At 65.5% G+C, this 26,026-nt stretch carries 27 protein-coding genes; 15 read left to right on the plus strand and 12 right to left on the minus strand.

Annotated elements, in window-relative coordinates:
• Positions 1-18 precede the first annotated feature (18 nt).
• From pdxR to SBP02_RS06210, 4 genes are all read left to right on the plus strand, one after another.
• Entirely contained in the window at positions 19-1,515 is a 1,497-nt protein-coding gene (gene pdxR, locus SBP02_RS06195) for a MocR-like pyridoxine biosynthesis transcription factor PdxR (RefSeq protein ID WP_318645521.1), read from the plus strand.
• A 152-nt stretch (positions 1,516-1,667) separates the two neighbouring features.
• Positions 1,668-2,741, plus strand: coding sequence for a sugar phosphate isomerase/epimerase family protein (locus tag SBP02_RS06200; RefSeq protein ID WP_318645522.1), 1,074 nt, complete (start codon positions 1,668-1,670; stop codon positions 2,739-2,741).
• A 25-nt stretch (positions 2,742-2,766) separates the two neighbouring features.
• A complete protein-coding gene (locus SBP02_RS06205) occupies positions 2,767-4,032 on the plus strand; it encodes an MFS transporter (RefSeq protein ID WP_318645523.1) in 1,266 nt (421 codons plus the stop codon).
• A 186-nt stretch (positions 4,033-4,218) separates the two neighbouring features.
• Positions 4,219-5,208 (plus strand): alpha/beta fold hydrolase, encoded by a 990-nt coding sequence (locus tag SBP02_RS06210; protein ID WP_318645524.1) that lies wholly within the window; start codon positions 4,219-4,221, stop codon positions 5,206-5,208.
• 68 nt (positions 5,209-5,276) lie between these two features.
• Here SBP02_RS06210 and glpD read toward each other — a convergent pair whose 3' ends face one another.
• Together glpD and SBP02_RS06220 are read right to left on the minus strand one after the other, a co-directional pair.
• Positions 5,277-6,818 carry a glycerol-3-phosphate dehydrogenase gene (gene glpD, locus SBP02_RS06215; RefSeq protein WP_318645525.1) on the minus strand — a complete coding sequence of 514 codons (1,542 nt, stop codon included), beginning with the start codon at positions 6,816-6,818 and terminating at the stop codon, positions 5,277-5,279.
• 144 nt (positions 6,819-6,962) lie between these two features.
• A complete protein-coding gene (locus SBP02_RS06220; RefSeq protein WP_318645526.1) occupies positions 6,963-7,721 on the minus strand; it encodes a DeoR/GlpR family DNA-binding transcription regulator in 759 nt (252 codons plus the stop codon).
• 97 nt (positions 7,722-7,818) lie between these two features.
• Here SBP02_RS06220 and ybaK point away from each other — a divergent pair, with 97 nt between their 5' ends.
• The 4 genes from ybaK (at position 7,819) to SBP02_RS06240 (ending at position 11,605) form a co-directional block, all read left to right on the plus strand.
• Positions 7,819-8,289: a Cys-tRNA(Pro) deacylase gene (ybaK, locus tag SBP02_RS06225; protein ID WP_318645527.1), complete on the plus strand. Its 471-nt coding sequence runs from the start codon at positions 7,819-7,821 to the stop codon at positions 8,287-8,289.
• An 88-nt stretch (positions 8,290-8,377) separates the two neighbouring features.
• Positions 8,378-9,865: a glycerol kinase GlpK gene (glpK, locus tag SBP02_RS06230; protein WP_318645528.1), complete on the plus strand. Its 1,488-nt coding sequence runs from the start codon at positions 8,378-8,380 to the stop codon at positions 9,863-9,865.
• A gap of 50 nt (positions 9,866-9,915) precedes the next feature.
• Positions 9,916-10,704 (plus strand): substrate-binding periplasmic protein, encoded by a 789-nt coding sequence (locus tag SBP02_RS06235; protein WP_318645529.1) that lies wholly within the window; start codon positions 9,916-9,918, stop codon positions 10,702-10,704.
• A 112-nt stretch (positions 10,705-10,816) separates the two neighbouring features.
• Positions 10,817-11,605: a PhzF family phenazine biosynthesis protein gene (locus tag SBP02_RS06240; protein WP_318645530.1), complete on the plus strand. Its 789-nt coding sequence runs from the start codon at positions 10,817-10,819 to the stop codon at positions 11,603-11,605.
• Between the two features lie 25 nt (positions 11,606-11,630).
• Here the strand turns inward: SBP02_RS06240 and SBP02_RS06245 are convergent, their stop codons facing one another.
• Together SBP02_RS06245 and argF are read right to left on the minus strand one after the other, a co-directional pair.
• Positions 11,631-12,740 carry an ABC transporter ATP-binding protein gene (locus SBP02_RS06245; RefSeq protein WP_318645531.1) on the minus strand — a complete coding sequence of 370 codons (1,110 nt, stop codon included), beginning with the start codon at positions 12,738-12,740 and terminating at the stop codon, positions 11,631-11,633.
• Positions 12,737-13,657: an ornithine carbamoyltransferase gene (gene argF, locus SBP02_RS06250; protein ID WP_318645532.1), complete on the minus strand. Its 921-nt coding sequence runs from the start codon at positions 13,655-13,657 to the stop codon at positions 12,737-12,739. The genes SBP02_RS06245 and argF overlap by 4 nt, the downstream gene beginning before the upstream one ends.
• Positions 13,658-13,984: 327 nt before the next feature.
• Between argF and SBP02_RS06255 the strand changes: the two genes are divergently transcribed.
• From SBP02_RS06255 to grxD, 3 genes are all read left to right on the plus strand, one after another.
• The gene (locus SBP02_RS06255; protein WP_318645533.1) at positions 13,985-14,416 is read left to right on the plus strand and encodes a hypothetical protein; all 432 of its coding nucleotides are present in this window, start codon (positions 13,985-13,987) and stop codon (positions 14,414-14,416) included.
• Positions 14,417-14,562: 146 nt separating this feature from the next.
• On the plus strand, positions 14,563-16,671 hold the full coding sequence (locus tag SBP02_RS06260; protein ID WP_318645534.1) for a molybdopterin-dependent oxidoreductase: 2,109 nt from the start codon (positions 14,563-14,565) through the stop codon (positions 16,669-16,671).
• A 132-nt stretch (positions 16,672-16,803) separates the two neighbouring features.
• Complete coding sequence (gene grxD, locus SBP02_RS06265) at positions 16,804-17,130, plus strand: Grx4 family monothiol glutaredoxin (RefSeq protein WP_213638783.1); 327 nt, start codon at positions 16,804-16,806, stop codon at positions 17,128-17,130.
• Positions 17,131-17,196: 66 nt separating this feature from the next.
• On the opposite strand, the gene bfr is transcribed toward grxD, so the two are convergent.
• Together bfr and SBP02_RS06275 are read right to left on the minus strand one after the other, a co-directional pair.
• On the minus strand, positions 17,197-17,667 hold the full coding sequence (gene bfr / locus SBP02_RS06270) for a bacterioferritin (RefSeq protein ID WP_318645535.1): 471 nt from the start codon (positions 17,665-17,667) through the stop codon (positions 17,197-17,199).
• Between the two features lie 197 nt (positions 17,668-17,864).
• Positions 17,865-18,083 (minus strand): bacterioferritin-associated ferredoxin, encoded by a 219-nt coding sequence (locus SBP02_RS06275; protein ID WP_318645536.1) that lies wholly within the window; start codon positions 18,081-18,083, stop codon positions 17,865-17,867.
• A gap of 291 nt (positions 18,084-18,374) precedes the next feature.
• Here SBP02_RS06275 and SBP02_RS06280 point away from each other — a divergent pair, with 291 nt between their 5' ends.
• Positions 18,375-18,977: a peroxiredoxin gene (locus tag SBP02_RS06280; protein WP_318645537.1), complete on the plus strand. Its 603-nt coding sequence runs from the start codon at positions 18,375-18,377 to the stop codon at positions 18,975-18,977.
• Between the two features lie 67 nt (positions 18,978-19,044).
• Here SBP02_RS06280 and rnt read toward each other — a convergent pair whose 3' ends face one another.
• Entirely contained in the window at positions 19,045-19,719 is a 675-nt protein-coding gene (rnt, locus tag SBP02_RS06285; RefSeq protein ID WP_318645538.1) for a ribonuclease T, read from the minus strand.
• Positions 19,716-20,762: a dihydroorotase gene (gene pyrC / locus SBP02_RS06290; RefSeq protein ID WP_318645539.1), complete on the minus strand. Its 1,047-nt coding sequence runs from the start codon at positions 20,760-20,762 to the stop codon at positions 19,716-19,718. The genes rnt and pyrC overlap by 4 nt, the downstream gene beginning before the upstream one ends.
• A gap of 166 nt (positions 20,763-20,928) precedes the next feature.
• Here pyrC and SBP02_RS06295 point away from each other — a divergent pair, with 166 nt between their 5' ends.
• From SBP02_RS06295 to gloA, 3 genes are all read left to right on the plus strand, one after another.
• Complete coding sequence (locus tag SBP02_RS06295; RefSeq protein WP_318645540.1) at positions 20,929-21,843, plus strand: flagellar protein MotY; 915 nt, start codon at positions 20,929-20,931, stop codon at positions 21,841-21,843.
• 122 nt (positions 21,844-21,965) lie between these two features.
• Positions 21,966-23,183, plus strand: coding sequence for an argininosuccinate synthase (locus SBP02_RS06300; RefSeq protein WP_318645541.1), 1,218 nt, complete (start codon positions 21,966-21,968; stop codon positions 23,181-23,183).
• Positions 23,184-23,290: 107 nt separating this feature from the next.
• Complete coding sequence (gene gloA, locus SBP02_RS06305; RefSeq protein ID WP_318645542.1) at positions 23,291-23,683, plus strand: lactoylglutathione lyase; 393 nt, start codon at positions 23,291-23,293, stop codon at positions 23,681-23,683.
• Between the two features lie 71 nt (positions 23,684-23,754).
• Here gloA and SBP02_RS06310 read toward each other — a convergent pair whose 3' ends face one another.
• The 4 genes from SBP02_RS06310 to rsxG all read right to left on the minus strand — a co-directional run bounded on the left by SBP02_RS06310 (position 23,755) and on the right by rsxG (position 26,024).
• Positions 23,755-23,934, minus strand: coding sequence for a PA3496 family putative envelope integrity protein (locus SBP02_RS06310; RefSeq protein WP_318645543.1), 180 nt, complete (start codon positions 23,932-23,934; stop codon positions 23,755-23,757).
• A 113-nt stretch (positions 23,935-24,047) separates the two neighbouring features.
• Positions 24,048-24,686 carry an endonuclease III gene (gene nth / locus SBP02_RS06315; RefSeq protein WP_318645544.1) on the minus strand — a complete coding sequence of 213 codons (639 nt, stop codon included), beginning with the start codon at positions 24,684-24,686 and terminating at the stop codon, positions 24,048-24,050.
• The gene (locus SBP02_RS06320; RefSeq protein ID WP_318645545.1) at positions 24,683-25,390 is read right to left on the minus strand and encodes an electron transport complex subunit E; all 708 of its coding nucleotides are present in this window, start codon (positions 25,388-25,390) and stop codon (positions 24,683-24,685) included. The genes nth and SBP02_RS06320 overlap by 4 nt, the downstream gene beginning before the upstream one ends.
• Positions 25,383-26,024 (minus strand): electron transport complex subunit RsxG, encoded by a 642-nt coding sequence (gene rsxG / locus SBP02_RS06325; RefSeq protein WP_318645546.1) that lies wholly within the window; start codon positions 26,022-26,024, stop codon positions 25,383-25,385. The genes SBP02_RS06320 and rsxG overlap by 8 nt, the downstream gene beginning before the upstream one ends.
• Positions 26,025-26,026: the final 2 nt, after the last annotated feature.

Here is a 26,026-nt window from a genome sequence, read left to right on the forward strand (position 1 = left end):
ATGGGAGGCCGATAAGTAGTGAAGTCCCCGGGTGGAATGCTGTTGGCCAGTATCGAACTGGACCGAACCAGTGCGGTACCGCTGTATCGCCAGTTGTATTTGCAGATCCGCCAGCAGATTCTCAGTGGCCGGCTGCAGGGAGGCATGCGCCTGCCCTCGACACGCACCCTGTGCGCCGAGCTGGGGCTGTCGCGGATCACCATTCTCAATTCCTTCGACCAACTGACCGCGGAAGGTTTTCTGCAGCCGCGTACGGGTGCCGGGACCTACGTCAGCGACGAGTGGGAGGGGCGTGCCGCCGCCAGCGAAGCGCCTCGCCAGCCGCCGCGTCTGTCGAGTCTGAGCCAGTCGGTGCTGTCCATGCGCAGCGACCATTTCGGCGGCGTCTCGTACGCGGCGTGGGAACCGGGCTGCCCTGTTTCCTTCCTGCCCAGCCATGCCGCCTACGATGCGTTCCCAATGCCGGTCTGGCGGCGCCTGATGAATCGCCACCTGCGCCAGCCGAGCAAGGAGATGCTGAGTTACGGCGAACTGAAAGGGCAGCAGGCGCTGCGTGAGGCCCTGGTCGAGTACGTCTATGACGCGCGCGGCATTGCCTGTACGGCGCAACAGGTGGTGATCGTTTCCGGGGCACAGCAGGCCTTCAACCTGCTGAGCATGCTGCTGCTCGATCCGCAGGATAGCGTGTGGATGGAGGACCCCGGTCATATCGCCGCGCGCATCAGTTTCCAGTCTCAGGGCTGCCGCATCGTGCCCTTGCGCATCGATGAACAGGGCCTGGATGTGCAGCAAGGCCTGCGCGAATGCCCCAAGGCGCGCCTGGCCTTCACCACGCCCTCGCGCCAGCACCCGCTCGGCACCACCATGAGCTATGCCCGACGGCTCGAGTTGATCGAGTGGGCCGGCCGCGAGCAGAGCTGGATCATCGAAGACGATTGCGACAGCGAGTTCCGTTACCAGGGGCGGCCGCAGCCGGCACTCTACGCCATGGATCAGGGGGCGCGGGTGATCTACGTCGGCACCTTCAGCAAGGTGCTCTTCCCGTCCCTGCGCTTGGGCTATGTGATCCTGCCGGAGGCCCTGGTCGAGCCGTTCTGCGCCGTGCGTGCGGTGATGGATCGCAGTCCCGCCTCCCTGCTGCAGGCGGTGACCGCCGACTTCATGCGCGAAGGGCACTTCCTCGGTCATGTCAGGCGGATGCGCGCGCTCTATCAACGGCGCCAGCACTGCCTGTTGGCGGCACTGCACAGACGCCTCGGCGGCTTCCTCGAGGTCGATGCGGTGGACGCCGGTATGCACCTGATCGGCTGGTTGGCGCCCGAGTTGGACGATGCGGCGATCGCCTCGGGGCTGGCCAGCCAGCAGATCTACACCTATGCCTTGAGCGATTACTGCATGCGGCGCTACTTGCGGCCCGGGTTGCTGATCGGCTTTGCCGGCACGCCCGAGGAACAGGCCGAGGCCAAGGTCGAGGGCCTGGCTCAGGCGCTGATCATGATGGGGCACAGGTTCTGAGGCGCGGCGCTGCTGGCTCTGCTCTCAAGAGACTGCAGCAGGCTGAAAAGTGGTCATAAAAAATAGGCGGTAATGGCTATAGGGGAAGGTCCATTCCAGGGTGATAAAGGCACCGCCGGCCAGGCCGGTGTCTTACATGAGGAGTGACCGAAATGAACCCTATCCAAGCGCGCTTCTGCGCCCTGCTGAGCCACAAGGCCGGTGGCGACGGACCCCCGCCCTTACTCACCCCGGCAGTGGCCCGTAAGCTGCTCGAGCGCCTGGGCCAGGCGCGACTGTTCGCCCATGGCTACCCCTTGCTGAGCAACCTCACCCAAGGCTGCCTGAAACCCGCTGACCTGCTCGACTTCGCCTATCGCCATGAACTCCAGGGCCTGAGCCTGCACCTGCTCGACGGTGATGAGAACAGCCTCAGCCGCATGAGTTCCGAGCAGCTCCTGGCGTTCGCCAGCAAGGCCGAGGCACTGGGCCTGGCGCTGCATCTGGAGATCAGCAGCACGCGCCAAGAGGATGTGGATCAGGTCGTGGCCATCGCCAGGGCCTTGGGCGTGCGCAACATTCGCGTGTACTCACGCTACGAGGGGCATCTGTCCCGGGTGCTGGAGCTGATCGAGTCTGACCTGCGCTATCTGGCCGAGCAGGCGGATCGCTACGAGTTGTTCTTCGACTTCGAGCAGCACGAAGAGCTCAAGAGCTTCGAAATCGCCCGGATGCTCGAGCGCCTCGGGCATCCGCGGCTGCATGCGCTGTTCGACTTCGGCAACATGATCAACGCCTGCGAGCAGCCCCTGGCAGCCCTGCAGGCCCTGGCGCCGCATATCCGTCAGGTGCACCTGAAGGGGGTACGCATCGTCCCCGAGCAAAACGGCTTCGGTCACTACGGGGTGCTGCAGGGCAGCGCCGACGACGATCTGCCCGGTCCGCGCATGTTCTATGAGCTGCTCATGCTCGGCGAGCGGACGCCCCAGGTGATCGCCTTCATCCTGGAGCAGGAAAACCACTACATCGCCCCGTCCTTTCGCCAGGCCGATGAAGCGCCAGACCCCTTTATTCCCTACCGCGAGATGAGCGAGACCGCGTTGCCTTCCGGCTACACGGCGCCGCGCATGGCCCGCGACGAGCCGCGCTGGGCAGCCAACCAGATCCGCTATGTGCGCAGCCTGATGGACGAGCTCAGGTTGCTAGCCGAACTGACCCTGGCCGAGGCCCGCGACCCTCGGTCTTAATTCAAACCATCTGTGGAGAACAACAATGACAGCACAGGCCAAAGCCAAGTGGTTTCGCTTTCTGGTCCTCGTCCTCGGTGGCGGGACCATCTATAAGCTGGGCAGTCTCAAGGACGCCTTCTACGTCCCCATGCAGGAGTTCATGGGGCTGAGTCATACCGAGATCGGCACGCTCATGAGCGTCAATGCCATTGTCGCCACCGCGCTTTTCGTGGTCGGCGGCATGCTCGCCGATCGTTTCGATACCCGTAAGCTGATCCCCCTGGGTTTGCTCGGCACCGGTGGTCTGGGGCTCTACCTGGCGAGCTTTCCCGGGTTCGACAGGCTGCTGATCGTGTTCGGCCTGTTGGCCATCTGCGCCGACTGCATCTTCTGGCCCTCCCTGCTCAAGGCCATCAGAAACCTCGGCGATGACAATGAGCAGGGGCGCATGTTCGGCTTGCTGGAGGGCGGCCGTGGCGTGGTCGACACCCTGATCGCCTTCTCCGCCCTGGGCGTGTTCGTCCTCATGGGCTCGGGGGCGGCGGGGCTGAAGTCGGCCATCCTGTTCTACGCGGCGATCGATATCCTCGCCGGTATCCTCACCTGGTTCCTGCTCACGGAAGGGGCGAGCCGCCCGGTGACGACACCGCGCACCGGCCTCGATGGCCTGCTCCAGGCCGTCCGACTGCCGGGCGTCTGGCTGGTCAGTTTCAACGTGTTCATGGTCTACATCGTCTATTGCGGCCTGACCTATTTCATCCCCTACCTGAAGGACATGTACGAGCTGCCGGTGGCCCTGGTCGGCGCCTACGGGATCATCAACCAGTATTTCCTCAAGGTACTGGGGGGACCGGCAGGTGGCTTCTTGGCGGACAAGCGTTTGAAGAGTTCGACGCGCTACCTGAAGTGGGCGTTCGTGGCGCTGCTGCCGCTCATGGCGATCATCATGCTGATCCCCAAGGGGCCGAGTTTCATCTATGCCGGCATGGCCGCGACGCTCTCCTTCGCGCTGATCGTCTTCACCATGCGTGGGGTGTTCTGGGCACCGATGAGCGAGGTGGGGATCGCGCCGCATATCAGCGGTTCGGCCTTCGGCATCGGCTGTTTGATTGGTTATGCCCCGGGCATGTTCGCCTATGTCATCTATGGCGCCATCCTCGATAGTTACCCAGGGCAGCAGGGCTACGACTATGTCTTTTCCCTGATGAGCCTGCTGGCGGTGATCGGTTTCATGGTTTCCAGTGCGCTTTATCGCAGGGTGCACAGCCGCGCGACCCTGCCAGCGGACGGCGCACTGCCGCAAAGCTAAGCGGTCCAGGCCGATAGCCTGTTTGGCAGGTCGATAAGGAGCGTCGCCTGCCAGAGCGGGTCGGCGCTGACCTTTTAAACGGCCGCTTGGCAATCTTCATCAAATTGTCACGTTTTTGTGGCAGCGCGCTCGACGGGATTTCACCAAACTGAACCCTTAATGGGGATTTGCGTTTTGGTGTTTCTAATGCGTGCGTTACTGCTGCTCGTCGCGCTGCTCGTTGTTCTGCCGTCCGTGGCGAGCGAGCGTTGCGATGCCCGGGTGGCGACCGAGAAGGTGGCATTGGGCACCGTACACCTGGCCTACCAGAGCATCGGCCGCGACAGCGACCCGGTGTTGCTGCTGGTCATGGGTCTCGGCGGTCAGCTGATCCACTGGCCGGACGAGGTGGTGACGCGCCTATGCGGCCAGGGTTTTCGGGTGATACGTTTCGACAACCGCGATGTCGGCCTGAGCAGCTGGGCGCAGGCCGCGCCCAGCGCCAATCTCGCTTACGAGGCGCTGCGCTATCGCCTGGGGCTGTCGGTCGCGGCGCCCTACAGCCTGCGCGACATGGCCGGCGATGCCCTGGGCCTGATGGATGCATTGGGCGTTTCGCAGTTCCATGTGCTGGGCGCCAGCATGGGCGGGATGATCGCCCAGCACCTGGCCGACCTGGCGCCGGTGCGGGTGCAGAGCCTGACCCTGATCATGACCAGCTCCGGTGCCCAGGGGCTGCCGTCGCCCAGCCCGGAGCTATTGGCATTGCTGGGCCGGCGCGAGGCGCCGAGCCGCGAGGTGGCGTTGCAGCAACAGGCCGACCTGCTCGCCGCCCTCGGCAGCCCCGCGGTCAGCGACGATCGCGAACTGCTGCTGCAGCAGGCCGAGGTCGCCTACGACCGCGCCTTCAATCCCGAGGGGGTGCAGCGGCAGTTGCTGGCGATACTCGCCGAGCCGAGCCGGGTCGCGTTGCTCAACCGCCTGCGCGTGCCGACCCTGGTGGTGCATGGCACGGCCGACCCGCTGCTGCCGGTGATGCATGGCGTGCATGTGGCCGCGCATGTCCGCGGCAGCGAACTGAGGCTCATCCCCGGGCTGGCCCACCGCTTTCAGGACGCCTTCAAGGAGCCCCTGCTGGCGGCGGTGTTGCCCTATCTGAAGGCCCACCGCCAGGAAGGGCGCTGGGCGCGGCTGTGAGGTGGCGGGTGGCGCGGGCCTAGGAGGCGCCGCAAACCGGCAGGGCGGTGGCGGAGAGGCGTGGCCTATCAGGCCGCGTGGGCGTCTTCCGGGCTGTGTGGCGACCCCAGGCGCAGGTAGTGCTCCAGCCGTTCCTGCTGCGCCGAAGTCATAAACAGCCCCAGTTTGCTCCGCCGCCAGAGGATATCCGCGGCGGTCATGGCCCATTCCTCCCGGCACAGGTAGTCCACTTCCCGCGCATAGAGGCCGCCGCCGAGGTGCTCGCCGAGGTCCTCCAGGCGCTGGGCGCCTTCCAGCAGCGATCTGCTGCGGCTGCCGTAGCTGCTGGCCCAGCGCCGGGCTAGGGCGGTCGGCAGCCAGGGGTGCCGGCTGCACAGGGCCTCGGCCAGGATGTCGGGGCTTTCCAGCTGTTCGCCACCCGGCAGGGGGCTGCCGGCGGTCCAGTTCGGACCCATCCGCGGGAAATAGGGCGCCAGCTGTGCCAGCGCCGCCTCGGCCAGCTTGCGGTAGGTGGTCAGCTTGCCGCCGAACACCGAGAGCAGCGGGGCCACGCCCGGTTGGGCGGACAGGGCCAGGGTGTAGTCGCGGGTGATGGCCGAGGGCTCGTCGGATTCGTCGTCGCACAGCGGCCGCACGCCGGCGTAGCTATGCAGGATGTCGTCGCGGCGCAGCGGCCGTTTGAAATGGGCGTTGACCACATTCAGCAGGTAGTCGACCTCCTCGTCGCTGATCGCCACCTCGGCCGGGTCGCCCTGGTATTCGCGGTCGGTGGTGCCGATCAGGGTGAAGCGCTCCAGGTAGGGGATGGCGAAGACGATGCGCCTGTCCTCGTTTTGCAGGATATAGGCCTGTTCGCCGTCGAACAGCCGTGGCACCACGATGTGGCTGCCCTGGATCAGGCGGATGCCATAGGGCGATGGCTGCTTGAGGTCGTCGCGGATGAAGCGCGCTACCCAGGGGCCGGCGGCGTTGACCAGGGCGCGGGCGCGGATCGAATAGCGGCTGCCGTCGGCGCGTTCCAGGTGGATATGCCATAGGCCCTTGCTGCGCCGCGCGCTGACGCAGCGGCTGCGGGGGTGGATATGGGCGCCGTGTTCGCGGGCGGCCATGGCGTTGAGTACCACCAGGCGGGCGTCGTCGACCCAGCAGTCGGAGTATTCGAAACCACGGGTGATCTCGGCCTTGAGCGGACTGTCGGCGCCGAAACGCAGGCCGCGCGAGGCGGGCAGTTGTTCGCGTTTGCCGAGGTGGTCGTAGAGGAACAGGCCGGCGCGAATCATCCAGGCCGGGCGCAGGTGAGGGCGGTGCGGCAGGATGAAGCGCAGGGGCCTGACGATATGCGGCGCCTTGGCCAGCAGCACTTCGCGCTCGGCCAGGGCTTCGCGCACCAGGCGGAATTCATAGTGCTCCAGGTAGCGCAGGCCGCCGTGGATCAGCTTGCTGCTGGCCGAGGAGGTGTGCTGGGCCAGGTCGTCCTTTTCGCAGAGAAAGACCGCGAGGCCGCGGCCCGCGGCGTCGGCGGCTATGCCGACGCCGTTGATGCCGCCGCCGACGACGGCCAGGTCATAGACTTCGGCGAGGGGGGCGTTGTGCTTGGGGCGAGATGACATGGCGGCACCGGACGGTCGAAATTGAATGTTTCAATGTTCACTTTCGAAAATATCCTAGTCTAATTGTCACGAAAGCGCCAATTCGGCGCGCGATTTCGCGCCGAATGGTCGCGGGTCAGGAGTGGAGCCCGGTCGAGGGGGCCGTCAGACCAGTTCGAGACGGATCTGGTGTTCGGCGAGCAGCCGGCCGATCGCGGCCGAGGGCGGGGCGTCGGTGAACACGCGGTCGACCAGGGTGATCGAGCCGAGGCGGACCACGGCATTGCGGCCGAACTTGCTGGAGTCGGCGGCGAGCAGCACTTGGCGGGCGTTGGCCATGATCGATTGGGTGACCCGCACTTCCTGGTAGTCGAAGTCGAGCAGGCTGCCGTCTTCGTCGATTCCGCTGATGCCGATCAGGGCGAAGTCGACCTTGAACTGCTGGATGAAGTCCACGGTCGCCTGGCCGACCACGCCGCCGTCGCTGCGCACCGTACCGCCGGCCACCAGCACCTCGAAATCCGCCTTGCTGCTGAGCTGGGCGGCCACGTGCAGGTTGTTGGTGATCACCTTCAGACCCTTGCGCTTGAGCAGTTCCCGGGCGATTGCCTCGGTGGTGGTGCCGATGCTGATGAACAGCGAGGCGTGGTCGGGGACGTGGGCGGCGACGGCCTCGGCGATGCGCTGCTTTTCCTCGCGCATCTGCCCGGCACGCATGGCATAGGCGGTGTTCTGGGTGCTCGAGGCCTCGCTCGCCGCGCCGCCATGGGTGCGCCGCAGCAGGCCCTGCTCGGCCAGCTGGTTGATGTCGCGGCGGATGGTCTGCGGCGTGACGGCGAAGGCCTGGGCCAACTCGTCGATGCTGACATAGCCGCGTTCGCGGGCGAGGTTGAGAATGTCGTGTTGGCGCGGCGCCAGGGTCATGGGACGAATCCTTGTTTTGCGCGACATTATAGGCTGTCGTGGACCCGGTTTTCGGCTAAGGTACGCGAACTTCGTCAGGCTGTTTTCACATTCGAACATGACGCCCGCTATCGATTTGTTAAAAAAAGCCAAGGCCGAACACCGGGTGCACAGCTACGCGCATGATCCCAAGGCCCCCTCCTATGGCCTGGAGGCGGCGGAGAAGCTCGCCCTGGAGCCGGCGCGGGTGTTCAAGACGCTGCTGGCCGCCAGCGAGAAGGGCGAGTTGCTGGTGGCCGTGGTGCCGGTGGCCGGTAGCCTCGATCTCAAGGCCCTGGCCCAGGCCGCGGGGGTGAAGAAGGCCGATATGGCCGATCCCCAGGCGGCGCAGCGCGCCACCGGTTACCTGCTCGGCGGTATCAGCCCGCTGGGGCAGAAGAAGCGTCTGCGCACCTTCATCGACGAGTCGGCGCAGCATTGCGCGAGCATCTTCGTCAGCGCCGGGCGCCGTGGCCTGGAGGTCGAGTTGACGGCCGAGGTGCTGGCCCTGCATACCCAGGCGCGGTTCGCCGCCATCGGTCGCAGTTGAGGCAGAGGCCCGTCGGCCCAGTAGTTCGACGGCGAATCCGGCGAGATCCGGGGTTCGCCCCTCAATCCACAACAATAAGGAATTGCCCGTGTCCCACTATCTGTTAGCCATCGATCAGGGAACCACCAGCAGCCGGGCCATCGTGTTCGACCGCGAGGGCATGGTGCAGGCGCGGGCACAACAGGAGTTCCAGCAGTTCTTTCCCCAGGACGGCTGGGTCGAACACGACGGCGAGGAGCTCTGGCGCAGTACCCTGGAGGTGTGCCGTCAGGCCTTGCAACAGGGCGGCCTGAGCGCCGAGGCGATCACCGCCATCGGCATCACCAACCAGCGCGAGACCACCCTGGTGTGGGATGCCGTCACCGGCGAGCCCATCTACCGGGCCATCGTCTGGCAGGATCGGCGCACCGCCGACTACTGCGCCGAGTTGAAGGCCGACGGCCACGAGGCCATGGTCAGCGCCAAGACCGGGTTGCTGATCGATCCCTATTTCTCCGGTACCAAGCTGCGCTGGATACTCGACAACGTGGCAGGCGCCCGCGAGCGTGCCGAACGCGGCGAGCTGCGTTTCGGCACGGTCGACTGTTTCCTGCTGTGGCGCCTGACCGGTGGCGCGGCGCATCGGACAGACGCCAGCAATGCCTCGCGCACCCTGCTGTTCAATATCCATACCCAGCAGTGGGACGAGGACTTGCTCGAGCTGCTGGCGATTCCCCGTAGCCTGTTGCCGGACGTGCTCGATTGCGCCGCGCCTTTCGGCACCTGTGAGGCGCAGCTGCTGGGCGCGCCTATCCCGGTGCTGGGCATGGCCGGCGACCAACAGGCCGCGCTGATCGGCCAGGCCTGTTTCCAGCCGGGCATGGTCAAGAGCACCTACGGCACCGGCTGCTTCATGATCCAGAACACCGGCAGCACCCCGGTGACCTCGAGCAACCGCCTGCTGACCACGGTCGGCTACCGGCTGGGCGGCGAGGTCACCTATGCCGTGGAGGGCAGCATCTTCGTCGCCGGCGCGGCGGTGCAGTGGCTGCGCGACGGCATCAAGCTGATCAACCATGCCAGCGATTGCGAGGCCCTGGCCGAACAGACCGGCGAGGCCAGCGGTGTCTACCTGGTGCCGGCCTTCACCGGCCTGGGCGCGCCCTATTGGGACCCCAAGGCGCGCGGCGCCATCTTCGGCCTGACCCGCGACACCGGGATCAAGGAAATCGTCACCGCCGGCCTGCAGTCGGTGTGCTACCAGACCCGCGACCTGCTCGAGGCCATGGCCCAGGACGGCGCCGCGGCGCCCAGCGCGCTGCGGGTGGACGGCGGCATGGTGGTCAACAACTGGCTGATGCAGTTTCTCGCCGACATCCTCGGCGTGCCGGTGGAGCGACCCGAGGTCACCGAGACCACGGCCCTCGGCGTGGCCTATCTGGCGGGACTGCAGGCGGGCCTCTATCGCGACCTGGAGGAAATTGCCGGCCATTGGCGGCGCCAGCAGCGTTTCGAGCCCCATATGGCGGACGCGCCACGGGACGAACTCTACCGTGGCTGGTTGAATGCGGTGCAGCGGGTGCGCAGCGAGGCTTGAGCGCTGCTACAACTGGAGACAGGCGCCACCGTCCTGCGCGAGTACCCCTGATGCCCCTCCGACCCTGGTGGAGTTCTTCCTTGCCGGCTGCCGTGCTGGCGCTGGCGTTGCTTGTCGGCAGTCCCGCTGCCCGGGCGGAAACCCTGGTGATAGCCGGCGATCCCTGGTGCCCGGTGAATTGCGAGCCGGGCTCGGCGCAGCCGGGGATCTTCGTCGAGCTGGCGCAGGACATCTTCGCCGAGGCGGGGATCGAGGTGAAATACCGTTTGATCAACTGGGCGCGGGCGCTGCATGCGGCGCGGCGGGGGCGGATCAACGCGGTCATAGGTGCCGGTCAGGCGGATGCCCCCGACTTTCTCTTCACGCCGACGCCGGTGAGCCTGTCGCGCATGTGTTTCTATGTGCTGGCGGACAGCGGCTGGCGCTTCACGGGCTGGCAGGACTTGGGCGGCCAACGCCTCGGGGTGATCCACGACTACAGCTATGGCCGCGAGCTGGATGCTTACGTGCAGGCCCATGGCGGCGATCCGGCGCGGGTGCAGCAGGCCTATGGCGACCGCGCCCTGGAGGCGAATATCGACAAGCTGCTCAATGGGCGCATCGACGTCACCGTGGCGAACACCTGGGTGATGCAGAACTGGCTGCGGCGTCAGGGCCGTGTCGGGGCGCTGCGTAATGCCGGGTGCCGGCAGCCGGACGTGGCCATCTACCTGGCCTTCTCGCCGGCGCTGGCGAGCAGTCGGCGGCATGTCGAGCTGTTCGAGGCGGGGCTGCGGCGGCGTCAGGCCGATGGCCGCCTGCAGCGCCTGCTGGAGCGTTACGGAGTCAGCGAGCCCTGAGCGACGGCCAGCTGCAACGCCGAGCTGTAGCGTTCAGCTGGTGGGCGGCTGTATGGGGCGCTCGAGGTCGACTCGGGGCATGCTGGGGCGACCCACCTTGCAGGAGCGTGCCATGCAGCTTGAATTTCACCAGGTCGATGCCTTCAGCCACCGTCCCTTCGCCGGCAATCCCGCCATGGTCTATCGCCTGGAGCACTGGCTCGACGACAGCCTGATGCAGCAGATCGCCAGCGAACACAACCTGGCGGAAACCGCCTTTCTGGTGAGGGAAGGGAACGCCTGGCGTATCCGCTGGTTCACCCCGAGTACCGAGGTGCCGCTGTGCGGCCACGCCACCCTGGCCAGCGCCAAGGTGTTGTTCGACCTGTACGCCGAGGCGGGCGAGGCCATCGACTTCAGCAGTCAGTCGGGGCCCCTGAGGGTGACGCGAGAGGGGGAGCGCCTGGTGCTGGATTTTCCGATCGTCCAGGCGCGCGAGGTGCCGGTCACGGCTGCACTGGAGCAGGCCCTGGGGCTGCCGGTGGAGGCCGCCTGGCAGGGCAACGAACTGCTGGCGGTGGTCGCGTCGGAGCAGGCGGTGCGGGCCTGCCGTCCGGACCTCCCGGCCCTGGCCAAGCTGCCGGGGTTGGGGGTGATCCTCACCGCCCCCGGCGCGCGGCATGACTTCGTCTCCCGCTACTTCGCCCCGGGCATCGGCATCGACGAGGACCCGGTGACCGGCTCGACCCATTGCACTCTGACGCCCTACTGGGCCCAGCGTTTGGGCAAGCGGGAGTTGAGCGCCTATCAGTGTTCGCCGCGGGGTGGGGAGTTGCATTGCCGCCTGCAGGGCGAGCGGGTGAAGATCGCCGGCGAGGCGATACTGGTCGCCAGCGGCCGGCTCTACTTGAACGAGGGGTGAAAGGCGCCGGTGCCTGGCCGGCGCTTCAGTTGGCGCTGCTGTAGCGGCGCACGCCGGAGTCGCCGAGCTCCAGGTGCGCGGCGATGCTGCCCAGGGCCGGGAAGGCCACCAGATGATCGGCGGCCACGCGAATCCCTACTTCCTCCCCCGGCAGATGATCGGCGTGGCTGGGGAAGATCGACTCCAGCTGGCTGCCGGTGGGCAGTTGCAGGCGATACAGGGTGGCGGCGCCGAGGAAGGTCTTGCCGACGATCAGCGCCTTCTGCTCGCTGTCCGGCGCATAGACGATATCGTCCGGGCGCAGCAGCACGTCCACCGCGCTGCCCACCGGCCAGATATAGGCGCGGTTGCCGCGAATCACCCCGAGCTCGGTCTGTACCGCATCCGGGCTGAGCAGCTGGCCGCGGATGAAGTAGCCCTGGCCGATGAAGCTGGCGACGAAGGGCGTCAGCGGCTCGTGGTACAGGTTGTAGGGCGTATCCCACTGCTCCAGCTTGCCTTCCTTGAACACCCCGACATGGTCGCTGACGGCGAAGGCCTCCTCCTGGTCGTGGGTGACCAGGATGGCGCTGGTGCCGCGGGCCTTGAGGATGTCGCGGACCTCGTGGCTCAGGCGCCGGCGCAGTTCGCCATCGAGATTGGAGAAGGGTTCGTCGAGCAGCAGCAGGCGTGGCTCCGGTGCCAGCGCCCGGGCCAGCGCCACGCGCTGCTGCTGGCCGCCGGACAGCTCGTGAGGGTAGCGCTTGCCCAGGTGGCTGAGCTTGACCAGTTCCAGCAGCTCGGCGGTGATGCGCTCGCAGTTGGCCTGCTTGCGGATGCCGAAGCCGATGTTCTCGGCCACCGTCAGATGCGGGAACAGGGCATAGTCCTGGAACACCATGCCGATGCGCCGCTTCTCCGGCGCCAGGGTGAAGTCGGCGCGGGAGATGACCTGGTCTTCCAGCTGGATCTCCCCCTCGGTCACCGGCTCGAAGCCGGCGATGGCGCGCAGGGTGGTGGTCTTGCCGCAACCGGAGGGACCGAGCAGGCAGCCGATGTCGCCGGCATTCAGGTGCAGATTGAGGTCCTGCACGACGCGGTGCTCGTGGTAGCCGCAGCTCAGGTCGCGCAGGCTCAGCAGCAGGGAATGGCTCATGCGTGGTGGTAGGCGGGTTCGACGAGGAACTCCAGCAGCGCCTTCTGCGCATGCAGGCGGTTCTCCGCCTGGTCCCAGGCCACTGCGCGCGGGTCGTCGAGCAGGTCCTCGCTGATCTCCTCGCCGCGGTGTGCCGGCAGGCAGTGCAGGAACAGCACGTCCGCGACCGCGGCATCGAGCAGCGCACGGTCGACCTTGTAGGGCTTGAACAGCTTGTGGCGCTCGGCGATCTCGTCTTCCTGGCCCATGGACGCCCACACGTCGGTGGTCACCAGGTGGGCGCCGGCCACGGCCTCGCGCGGGTCGCGCAGCACCTTCACGCGGTCGCCGGCGCGGGCGAGAAACTCGGGGTTGGGCTCGTAGCCTTCCGGGCAGGCGACGCGCAACTGGAAGTCGAACTGCTGCGCGGCCTCTATATAGGAGTTGCACATGTTGTTGCCGTCGCCGATCCAGGCCACCGTCTTGCCGGTGATGCTGCCGCGGTGCTCCAGGTAGGTCTGCATGTCGGCCAGCAGCTGGCAGGGGTGCAGGTCGTCCGACAGGCCGTTGATCACCGGGACCCGCGAGTGGGCGGCGAACTCGACCAGGTTGCTGTGGGCGAAGGTGCGGATCATCACCGCGTCGAGCATGCGTGACATGACGCGGGCGGCGTCGGCGATCGGCTCACCGCGGCCGAGCTGGGTGTCGCGCGGCGAGAGGAAGATCGCCTGGCCACCGAGCTGGATCATGCCCGCCTCGAAGGACAGCCGGGTGCGGGTCGAGGCCTTCTCGAAGATCATCCCCAGTACGCGATTTTTCAGCGGTTCGAACAGCACGCCTCGATTGCGCAAGCTCTTCAGCTCTGTGCCGCGGCGGATCAGGCTCACCAGTTCTTCCGGCGTGCAGTCCATCAGCGAGAGAAAGTGTCTTGCGCTCATCGTTAACTACCTTTTGACAACAGCGCAGGTTCAACGGCCAGGTTTAACGAGGAAAGGGCAGAACCTGCGGCTGGGAGCCGCACGGGGCGACGAAACGGGGAAGGCGCGATCTTATAAGGAAATGACGAGAAGGCGCAAATTGTCCGGTCGGTCATGGATAAGTCGGCGCCGTGTAAGCATTTTCCTCATTTGGCGTGCGAGATGTCACATTTTTGACAACTGTGCTTGCCCGGGCGCCATGGGGCTTCTAGGATGCCCGCGCCTTTTCCAGGCAATGCATTGTCTCGCAACGGGACGTCCATGGAATGTTATGCAAAGGAGTTTTGCATGAAGCACGTAGCCTACGCCGCCGCTTTCACCGCCCTCGCTCTGTTGACTGGCTGTGCCAGCCAGAACGTCAGCCAGCCGACCGCACCCCTGAACGGTAACGTCAAGACTGACCTGAAGGCCGATGTGAAAGTGGGTGAGCCCATCTCCGGTGAGTCCTCGGTGAGCATCCTGTTCAACGTGTTCAAGCTGGGTGGCGACAGCCAGTTCGCCGATGGTGTGACCTATGGTGGTGGCGAAGGTGGTTTTGCCCTGGGTCTGGACCCGGTGGCTTCCGCCAAGTCCGCAGCAGCCTACAAAGCCGTTACCACTTCGGGTGCCGACCTGATCGTCGCGCCGCGTTACGAAGTGAACGTCGAAGATTACTTCGTCTACAAGACCGTCAACGTCAAAGTGACAGGTAAGAAAGGCACCGTGACCGCCATCCGTTAAGGAAGGGTTGTCCGCACTGCTGAATCGGCTGGCATGATGCCGGCCGATTCATGAGACGAACCCTGCTGGCGTGGTCTCCTCGCAGTCCCCATAGTCTTGTCATGCGACCGCAACGGTCGTCTCGAACAAGAACATGAGGCCAGGCCATGACCAAGACCCTCCATCACCGTGCGTGCCATCTGTGTGAAGCCATCTGCGGTCTGAGCATCGAGACCGAGACCCTGGCCGACGGCAGTACCCGCATCCTGTCGATCAAGGGCGATGCCCAGGATAGCTTCAGTCGTGGCCATATCTGTCCCAAGGCGGTGGCCCTGCAGGACATCCAGAACGACCCTGACCGGCTGCGCCAACCCATGCGTCGAATCGGCAAGGAGTGGCAGGCGATTGGCTGGGACGAGGCCTTCGCCCTGGTCGCCGAACGCCTGATCGCCATCCAGGGGCTTCATGGCAACAGTGCCGTGGCGATCTATCAAGGCAACCCCAGTGTGCACAACTATGGGCTGATGACCCATAGCAACTATTTCCTCGGCCTGCTCAAGACCCGCAGCCGTTTCTCCGCCACGTCGGTCGACCAGCTGCCCCATCATCTGGTCAGCCTGCTGATGTACGGCCATGGCATGCTGTTGCCGATCCCGGACATCGACCGCACCGAGTTCATGCTGATCCTCGGCGGCAATCCGTTGGCTTCCAACGGCAGCATCATGACCGTGCCGGATGTCGAGAAACGCCTCAAGTCCATCCAGGCGCGCGGCGGAAAAGTGGTGGTGGTCGACCCGCGCCGCAGCGAGACCGCGGCCATAGCCGATCAGCACCTGTTCGTCCGTCCGGGCGAGGATGCGGCCCTGCTGTTCGGCCTGCTCAATACATTGTTCGAGGAGGGACTGACGCGCGCCAGCCACCTGCCTGTCGCCGGCCTGGACGAGGTGCGTCAGGCGATCGCCGGCTTCACCGCCGAGACCATGGCCGGGCGTTGTGGGGTGCCGGTCGCCACCATCCGCCAGTTGGCGCGCGACTTTGCCGCCGCGGACAGGGCCGTGTGCTACGGGCGCATGGGCGTGTCCACCCAGGCTTTCGGCACGCTGTGCCAGTGGTTGATCCAGTTGATCAACCTGGTCACCGGCAATCTGGACCGGGAGGGTGGAGCGCTCTGCAGCGAGGCGGCCATCGACCTCACTGCTGCGAGTTCCGGTACCCATTTCGATCGCTGGCGCAGTCGCGTTTCGGCTCTACCGGAGTACGGCGGCGAGCTGCCGGTGGCGGCCCTGGCCGAGGAAATGTTGACGCCGGGTGCGGGGCAGGTCCGCGCGCTGATCACGGTCGCCGGCAACCCGGTGCTCTCGACCCCCAATGGCCGTCAGCTGGAGACGGCGCTGGAGGGGCTGGAGTTCATGCTCAGCATCGACCCCTACATCAACGAAACCACCCGTTATGCCGACCTGATTCTCCCGCCGACTGCGCCGCTGGAGCATGACCATTACGATCTGACCTTCAACAGCCTCGCCGTGCGCAACGTCGCGCGCTTCAACGAGCCGGTACTGGCCAAGCCCGGCGGCACCCTGCATGACTGGGAGATCTTCGTCGGCCTGGCCAAGGCCTTCGCGGCCAGGACAGGGGGGGCGTTGAGGGCGACCATGGCCCCGGCACAGATCATCGATATGGGCCTGCGTGAGGGCCGCTATGGCGATAGCTCCGCGTTCAGGCTGTCCCTGGCCAAGCTGCGCGAGCACCCTCACGGCATCGACCTGGGCGCGCTCAAGCCCAATCTGACCGGTCGCCTGCAGACGGCGGGACACCAGGTTCAGGCGGCGCCAGCCCTGCTCTTGAGCGATCTCGCACGTTTTGCCGCGCAACCGGCGGCCAGGGCCGACGAGCTGCTGCTGGTCGGCCGTCGCCATGTGCGCAGCAACAACTCCTGGATGCACAACTACCACCGCCTGGTGAAGGGCAAGCCGCGCCACCAGCTGCTGATGCATCCGGCGGACCTGGATCGGCGTGGTATCGCCGACGGCCAGCGCGTATGCGTGCGTTCGCGGGTCGGGGTCGTAGAGGTGGAGGTGGCGGCCAGCGAGGAGATGATGCCCGGGGTGGTCAGCCTGCCCCATGGCTGGGGACATGCCCGCCCCGGGGTTCGACTGGGCATTGCCTGCGAGCAGCTGGGCGTCAGCGTCAACGACCTGACCGACGAGCGCCTGCTCGATGCCTTGTCCGGTAATGTGGCGCTCAACGGCGTGCCGGTGGCGGTCACGGCCGCCTGATGATCCGCTCCGAGGGTCGCTCGGCGTCTCTTGGGGCTGGGGTCGGCAAGGCCGAGCATTGCGCTCGGCTTTTGGTTACAATGCCGCCACCGTGACGACCCCGAGTCGCAAAGCCAAGTCCTGAGGTGCCCTATGGATATCATCGAAACCATCAAAGAGCAGATCGCCAACAACACCGTTCTGCTGTACATGAAAGGCTCGCCGAATGCTCCGCAGTGCGGCTTTTCTTCCCGCGCCGCGCAAGTGGTGATGGCCTGTGGCGAGAAGTTCGCTTATGTCGACATCCTGCAGAATCCGGAAATCCGCGCCAACCTGCCCAAGTACGCCAACTGGCCGACTTTCCCGCAGCTGTGGGTCGATGGCGAGCTGGTCGGCGGCAGCGATATCATGGCCGAGATGTTCGAGAAGGGCGAACTACAGACCCTGATCAAGAACGCGGTGCAGAAGGCCGACGCTTAAGTTGGTTCTGCGGCACAAAAAAACCCGCCATGGCGGGTTTTTTTGTGGGTGCCGTGCCGATACGACTTATTCGTCCATCTGCGATTGCAGGTAGTTCTCCATGCCGACTTTGTCGATCAGGCTGAGCTGGGTCTCCAGCCAGTCGATATGGTCTTCTTCCGAGCAGAGGATATCTTCGAGCAGTTCACGGCTGGCGTAGTCGCCGATGCTTTCGCAGTAGGCGATTGCTTCCTTCAGATCGATATGCGCCTTGTGTTCGATCTTCAGGTCGCACTCGAGCATCTCCTTGGTGTTCTCGCCGATCAGGATCTTGCCCAGGTCTTGCAGGTTTGGCAGGCCTTCGAGAAAGAGGATGCGCTTGATCAGCTTGTCCGCATGCTTCATCTCGTCGATGGACTCGTGATACTCGTGCTCGCCGAGTTTCTTCAGACCCCAGTCCTCGTACATGCGGGCATGCAGGAAGTACTGATTGATCGCAACCAGCTCGTTGCCGAGGATCTTGTTCAGATGTTGGATGACCTTCTTGTCGCCTTTCATGTCCGAGCCTGCCTTTGAGGGAAGTCAATTTAAAATTCTGGGCTGGCAAGTAGCGACTGTCAAACTTAAGTGTTTGAAAGATATATAAAAGTAAATATGAATACGAACGCTTAAGCTCCGCATCTGGGCGCTCGACCATTGAATTGCCGGCATAAAAAAACCGGACAGGGGTCCGGTTTGTTGTTCGCTGTGCCCGGTTAGGCCGCGGCGAAATTCGCGGGGTAGGCCAGGGCCGCCTGGCTGCTCTGCACGTCGCTCAGGGTCTCGCGTACCACCTGCTTGGCCAGGCAGGCGCATTTGCCGCACTGGCTGGCGACGCCGAGGGTCGTGCGCACCTCGCGGTAGCTGCAACACCCGCCATAGATCGCGTCGCGGATCTGGTGGTCGGTGACTCCTTCGCAGAGGCAGACATACATAGTCGGGTCCGTCACATGGCAGTGGTTCGATATGCAAAGATACTAATGTTAATGAGAATGCGTGTCAAAGACCTCTTGGTTCGTTCGGGACGGATTTTCCCGGAAGCGGATAAACGGTCGCGTCGGGGCGGCGACAGGCGCCGATGGCGGGGGCAAAAAGCGGTGGGCGCTGCTCAAAACCGAGGTGTATCATGGGCGGCCCAGGTGTGCGAGCCGAGTCACCGGGCGGGCGTCTAGCAGACCCGGGATCAAGCGGGCTCGCACCTGACCCATCACTTCAGGAGATATCGAATGAGCGTACTCGTAGGCAAGCAAGCCCCGGACTTCAACGTCGCTGCCGTACTGGGCAACGGCGAAATCGTCGACAGCTTCAGCCTGTCCTCGGCGATCAAGGGCAAATACGGCCTAGTGTTCTTCTATCCGCTGGACTTCACCTTCGTTTGCCCGTCCGAGCTGATCGCCCTGGATCATCGCATCCCCGAGTTCCAGGCACGCAACGTCGAAGTGATCGGTGTGTCCATCGACTCCCACTTCACCCATAACGCCTGGCGCAACACCCCGGTCGACAAGGGCGGCATCGGCCCGGTCAAGTACACCCTGGCGGCCGACATCAACCACGAGATCTGCAAGGCCTACGACGTCGAGTCCGAAGGCGGCGTGGCCTTCCGTGGCGCCTTCCTGATCGACAAGAACGGCGTGGTCCGTTCGCAGATCGTCAACGACCTGCCGCTGGGCCGCAACATGGACGAGCTGCTGCGTCTGGTCGATGCCCTGCAGTTCACCGAGGAGCACGGCGAAGTCTGCCCGGCCAACTGGAAGAAGGGCGACAAGGGCATGACCGCCTCGCCGGAAGGCGTGGCCAAGTACCTGGCCGAGAACGCCGCCAACCTGTAAGGCGCGCTCGTTGCACGAAAAACCCGGCCTAGGCCGGGTTTTTTGCTGTTGGGGGGGCATCGCGGGGTCAATCGTCGTAGTCCATCCAGCCGCCCATTTCCTTCCAGCGGTTGACGATGCCGCAGAACAGTTCGGCGGTCTTCTCGGTGTCGTAGCGCGCCGAGTGGGCTTCCTTGCCGTCGAACTCGATGCCGGCCGCCTGGCAGGCCTTGGCCAGCACGGTCTGGCCGTAGGCCAGGCCGGCCAGGGTGGCCGTGTCGAAGCTGGAGAAGGGGTGGAAGGGGTTGCGCTTGATGCCGGTGCGGGCCACTGCGGCGTTGAGGAAGCCCAGGTCGAAATTGCTGTTGTGGCCGACCAGGATCGCCCGCTTGCAGCCGTTGGCCTTCAGCGACTTGCGCAGACCGCGGAAGATCTCGTTCAGCGCATGCTCCTCGCTGACCGCCATACGCAGCGGGTGGTCCAGCTTGATGCCGGTGAACTCCAGGGCCGCCTGCTCGATGTTGGCGCCCTCGAACGGCTCGATACGGAAGAAGTGGGTGTGGTCCGGATAGAGGAAGCCGCCTTCGTCCATGCCGATGGTGGTCGCGGCGATCTCCAGCAGGGCGTCGGTGGCACAGTTGAAACCGCCGGTCTCGACATCCACGACCACCGGCAGGTAGCCGCGAAAGCGTGCCGCCATGGGGTGGCGCGCGGCGGATGGGGTGCTGCTCTCGACTTCGTCGTCGTACAGGTCTTCGCTCACGCCTGTTCCTCCAGTACGCGCCAGCGCAGGGTTTCACCGGCGCGCAGGGGAATCACGGTCTGGTCGCCGAAGGGCAGGCTGGCCGGGGCGCTCCACGCCTCACGGACCAGGGTGACGGTCTCGCGGTTGCGCGGCAGGCCGTAGAAGTCGGGGCCATGCAGGCTGGCGAAGCCCTCCAGCTTGTCCAGCGCATTGCGCTGCTCGAAGGCCTCGGCGTACAGCTCGAGGGCCGCATAGGCGGTGTAGCAGCCGGCGCAGCCGCAGGCGGCCTCCTTGGCATGCTTGGCGTGGGGCGCCGAGTCGGTGCCGAGGAAGAACTTGCGACTGCCGCTGGTGGCGGCGTCGAGCAGGGCCTCCTGATGCACATTGCGCTTGAGGATGGGCAGGCAATAGAAGTGCGGGCGGATGCCGCCGACCAGCATGTGGTTGCGGTTGTACAACAGGTGGTGGGCGGTGATGGTGGCGCCGACGTTGGCCGGGGCGGCCTCGACGAACTGCACGGCATCGCGGGTGGTGATGTGTTCGAACACCACCTTCAGGCTCGGGAAGCGTTCGACCACCCGGCGCAAATGCTCGTCGATGAAGGCCTTCTCGCGGTCGAACACGTCGATCTCGCTGCGGGTCACCTCGCCGTGCACCAGCAGTGGCAGGCCGACCTCGGCCATGGCCTCCAGGGCCGGGAAGATCTTGTCGATGCTGGTCACGCCGGAGTCGGAGTTGGTGGTGGCGCCGGCCGGATACAGCTTGGCCGCGTGGACGAAGCCCGAGGCCTTGGCCGTGCGCACGTCGGAGGCAGAGGTCAGGTCGGTGAGGTAGAGCACCATCAGCGGCTCGAAGCGGCTTGCGGCCGGGCGCGCCGCGAGGATGCGCTGGCGGTAGGCCTCGGCTTCGTCGGTGTTGCGCACCGGCGGTACCAGGTTCGGCATGATGATGGCGCGGGCGAAGGTGCGCGCGACATCGGCGACGGTGTGCGGCAGCACGGCGCCGTCGCGCAGGTGGATGTGCCAGTCGTCGGGACGCAGCAGGGTGAGGCGGTCGGTCATGGAGGGCTTCCGGGCGGGCAGAACGTGCCTGGAATGCTACCGGAAAAGCCCCGCCAGGGCACGTCGGGCCGATGCCTGGGGCGGTGCGGGACAACGCCGGGGCTTAAGTTTTCCCGCGGGCCACCGATACCCCGGTTGAACGCCGAAATTCCCCGTGGAGCCCGCCGTGCGCCAGTCCTGCCTAGCCCTGTTCAGTCTGCTCGCCAGTTTGCCGGCGTTCGGCATCAGCTTTCAGACCCGCCTGGAGCAGGTCGAATGGCGGGTCGAGGGTGACCAGTTCGAGTGCCGCCTGTCGCAGCCCATCACCGATTTCGGCGCCGGCCAGTTCGTCCGCCGCGCCGGCGAGCAGGCGATCTTCCGGCTGCAGGTCCGCGAGCGCTGGCTGGGCAGCGGCTCGGCCACCCTGCTGGCGGCGGCGGCGCCCTGGCAGCCGGGGCGTGGCGATATCAACCTGGGGCTGGTCAGCGTCGGCAGCGGCGAGGTGCCGCTCAACAGCTCGCAGTACCAGGCCGGGCGCCTGCTCAGCGGCCTGCTCGAGGGGCGCAGCCCGCTGGTGCGCCACCGTACCCTGCAGGGCGGCGAGCGCCTGGAAGTGCGCCTGCTGCCGGTCAGGTTCCGCCAGGCCTACGACGACTACCTGGCCTGCGCCGCCAAATTGCTGCCGGTCAACTTCGAGCAGGTGCGCCAGACTCAGGTCGGGTTCCCCGGCGGCGGGGTCGATCTCGAACCGCAGGCTCAGGCCAAGTTGGACATCATCCTGACCTTTCTCAAGGCCGACCCTAGCGTCAATCGCATTCAGCTCGACGGCCATGCCGACAACAGCGGCAACCGCCTGACCAACCGCGACCTGTCGCGTCGGCGGGCCCTGGCGGTGCAGGCCTACCTCGAGGCCAACGGGGTGCCGAGCGAACAGATCAGCGTTCGCTTTCATGGCGAACGCTATCCGCTGGTGCCCAACAGCAACACGGCCAACCGGGCGAAGAATCGACGGGTCGGCATTCGCCTGGAGCGGGTGCCACCGGCGCCGGCGGCGGAAGCCGCACCGGAGGCCGCCGCGGCGACGCCCCCAGCCGCGTCCTGAGCCGTCGCACGGCGGCAAGTCGCTGTCGCCTCGTCATCACAAGCTGTCGCGCCCCTGTAAATTGGTCGCCGGGGTCAGTAGAATCACGGGTTTTCCCGAACAACCCCGTGGAGTTGATTGGCATGGCCGACGTAAACAAGGTGGTCCTGGCGTATTCCGGTGGCCTGGACACTTCGGTGATCCTCAAGTGGCTGCAAGATACCTATAATTGCGAAGTGGTGACCTTCACCGCGGACCTCGGCCAGGGGGAAGAAGTCGAGCCGGCGCGCGCCAAGGCCCAGGCCATGGGCGTCAAGGAAATCTACATCGACGACCTGCGCGAAGAGTTCGTGCGTGACTTCGTCTACCCGATGTTCCGCGCCAACACCGTCTACGAAGGCGAATACCTGCTGGGCACTTCCATCGCCCGCCCGCTGATCGCCAAGCGCCTGATCGAGATCGCCAACGAGACCGGCGCCGACGCCATCTCCCACGGCGCCACCGGCAAGGGCAACGACCAGGTGCGTTTCGAGCTGGGCGCCTACGCCCTCAAGCCGGGCGTCAAGGTCATCGCCCCCTGGCGCGAGTGGGACCTGATGTCCCGCGAGAAGCTGATGGACTACGCCGCGAAGCACGAGATCCCGATCGAGCGGCACGGCAAGAAGAAGTCGCCGTACTCCATGGACGCCAACCTGCTGCACATCTCCTACGAGGGCGGCGTGCTGGAGGACACCTGGACCGAGCACGAAGAAGACATGTGGCGCTGGACCAAGTCGCCGGAAGCGGCGCCGGATACCCCGACCTACATCGAGCTGACCTACCGCGCCGGCGACATCGTCGCCATCGACGGCAAGGATATGACCCCGGCCACCGTACTGGCGGAGCTGAACCGCATCGGTGGCGAGAACGGCATCGGTCGCCTGGACATCGTCGAGAACCGCTTCGTCGGCATGAAGTCGCGCGGCTGCTACGAGACCCCCGGCGGCACCATCATGCTCAAGGCGCACCGCGCCATCGAGTCGATCACCCTGGACCGTGAAGTGGCCCACCTGAAAGACGAGCTGATGCCCAAGTACGCCAGCCTGATCTACAACGGCTTCTGGTGGAGCCCGGAGCGCGTCATGCTGCAGCAGATGATCGACGCCTCCCAGGCCAACGTGAACGGCGTGGTGCGCCTGAAGCTGTACAAGGGCAACGTCGTGGTGGTCGGCCGCAAGTCCGACGACTCGCTGTTCGACGCCAACATCGCCACCTTCGAGGACGATGCCGGCGCCTACAATCAGCAGGACGCGGCAGGCTTCATCAAGCTCAACGCGCTGCGCATGCGCATCGCCGCGAACAAGGGGCGTACCCTGCTGTAACGGCAGTCGCCCTGCGGCCAGCCATGGCCAGACGTCACACGACCCCGGCCCAGGCCGGGGTCGTGCTTTCTACGCCGCCACAAGCGGCATGCAAGGAGGAATTACCGATGAGATTGCTGCATACCATGCTGCGCGTCGGCGACCTGGACAAGTCCATCGCCTTCTATACCGAAGTGCTGGGCATGACCCTGTTGCGCCGCAAGGATTACCCGGAAGGGCAGTTCACCCTGGCCTTCGTCGGCTATGGCGACGAGGCGCACAACAGCGTGATCGAGCTGACCCACAACTGGGGGGTGGACAGCTACGAGCTGGGCAGCGGCTACGGCCATATCGCCCTGGAGGTGGAGGATGTCTACAAGGCCTGCGAGGACATCCGTGCCCGCGGCGGCCTTATCGTCCGCGAGCCGGGGCCGATGAAGCACGGCAGCAGCATCCTGGCCTTCGTCGAGGACCCGGACGGCTACCGCATCGAGCTGCTGTCGCCGACGCGCAACGACTGAGCTTCGCGCGGGTCGAAAAATGCAAAAGCCCCGCTTCGGCGGGGCTTTTGCATGTCTGGGCGGCGCGGCAGCTACAGGTCGAAATCGTATTCGGCCAGCTGCTTGTGCAGGCGTCGCTCCTCGAGGAAGTTGTCGATGATGCGCCTCTTGGTCAGGTTGGTCTTGGCGACTTCGACGGGGGCTTCGGCATCGTCCGAATCGTCTGCGACGAAATCGTCGTCGAGCTCGAGGTCTTCTTTAGCAGTGCTCATGGGCTTTCACTCCAGCTTGGCTACGGGGGGCCATTTGCGCACCTTATAGCGGCAAAACCGGGGCGGGTAAAAAAGATTTTTTCAATCAGAAGACGGGATTTTTCACCGAAAGATCAATCGTCGGACGTCTTGTGCTTGTACTCGCACAGATCCTCGATGCGGCAGCTGCCGCAACGCGGCTTGCGCGCCTGACAGACGTAGCGGCCATGCAGGATCAGCCAGTGGTGGGCGTCCAGCAAAAACTCCCTGGGCACGAACTTGAGCAGCTTCTTTTCCACCTCCAGCACCGTCTTGCCCGGGGCGATGCCGGTGCGGTTGCTGACGCGGAAGATGTGGGTGTCCACCGCCATGGCCAACTGACGGAAGGCGGTGTTGAGCACCACGTTGGCGGTCTTGCGGCCGACGCCCGGCAGGGCCTCCAGGGCTTCGCGACTCTGCGGAACCTGGCCGCCGTGCTGTTCGACCAGGATGCGGCAGGTCTCGATGACGTTCTTCGCCTTGCTGTTGTACAGACCGATGGTCTTGATGTATTCGGACAGGCCTTCGACGCCCAGGGCATGGATGGCTTGCGGCGTATTGGCCACCGGGAACAGCTTGGCGGTGGCCTTGTTGACCCCGACATCGGTGGCCTGGGCCGAGAGGATCACCGCGATCAGCAGCTCGAACGGCGAGTCGTAGGCCAGCTCGGTCTTGGGCTCCGGGTTGTCCTCGTGCAACCGGCGGAAGATCTCGTAGCGCTTGGCCGCGTTCACTCGATCACCCCGGTGACCCGCACCCGCCGGCTCTGTGCCGGGGCCTGGGGCTGACGCGCCTTGGCCCGTTCGGCGAGCACCTGGTCGATGCGGTTCTTGCCGGCGATCAGCAGGCCGAGGACGATGAAGGCGCCGGGCGGCAGGATGGCCAGCAGGAAGCCCGGGTAGTCGGGGATGACGGTCAGCTGCCAGTCGGCCGCCAGGGGGCCGAACAGCAGGTGCATGTTGGCGAACAGGGCGCCGGTGCCGAACAGCTCGCGCAGGGCGCCGATCATCACCAGCACCACGCCGAAGCCCAGGCCCATCATCAGGCCGTCGTAGGCGGCACGGGCCGGGTCGTTCTTCGCCGCGAAACCGTCGGCGCGGCCGAGGATCACGCAGTTGGTGGTGATCAGCGGGATGAAGATGCCGAGGATCTGGTACAGCTCGTAGGTGAAGGCCTGCATCAGCAGCTCGATGCAGGTGGTCAGGCCGGCGATGATCATGACGAAGGCGGGCAGACGCACGGCGGTGTTGACCACGCCGCGCACCAGCGACACCGCGGTGTTGGAGCAGACCAGCACCATGGCGCTGGCCAGGGCCAGGCCGAGGGCGTTGACCGTCGAGTTGCTGACCCCCAGCAGCGGGCAGAGGCCGAGCAGCTGCACCAGGGCCGGGTTGTTCTTCCACAGGCCGTTGAGGGTGATCTCGCGATAGCTAACCATGGGGGTTCACCTGGGCTGCGAACAGCTCCTGCTTGTGCGCGTCGAAGTATTGCAGGGTCAGGTGCACGGCCTTGACCACCGCTCGCGGGGTGATGGTGGCGCCGGCGAACTGGTCGAACTGGCCGCGGTCCTTGCGCACCGCCCAGCCGGCCTCGTCCGGATCGCTCAGGGACTTGCCGTCGAAGCCGAGAATCCACGGGCTCTTGCTCAACTCGACCTTGTCGCCCAGGCCCGGGGTCTCCTTGTGGCCCAGCACCCGCACTCCGGCCAGGCGGCCGTCGGCGCGGATGCCGACCAGCAGCTCGATGGCCCCGCTGTAGCCGTCTGGTGCGGTGGCGCGCAGGATCACCGCGCTGGGCTGGCCGTCCTTGGTGGCGACATAGGCGGGGCGGGGGCCCTTGCTGCCGAGCAGCTCGGGGTCGTGCACCGCGACGCTGCTGTCCAGCAACTGGTTGTCGTAGCTGCCTTGGGGGAGGATCTCGGCGAGGGCGCGCACCTGGGCCGCGCGCTCGGCGGCGGCGATGCGGCTGGCGGTGGCCTGCTGCAGCAGCGCCACCAGGCCGACCGTGGTCACGGCGAAGAGGCCCAGCACCAGGCTGTTCTTCAGCATCGAGCGGCTGATTTCCGGTAGCACGG

Origin of the sequence: Pseudomonas benzenivorans (assembly GCF_033547155.1) — a bacterium.
Lineage (GTDB): Bacteria > Pseudomonadota > Gammaproteobacteria > Pseudomonadales > Pseudomonadaceae > Aquipseudomonas > Aquipseudomonas benzenivorans_B.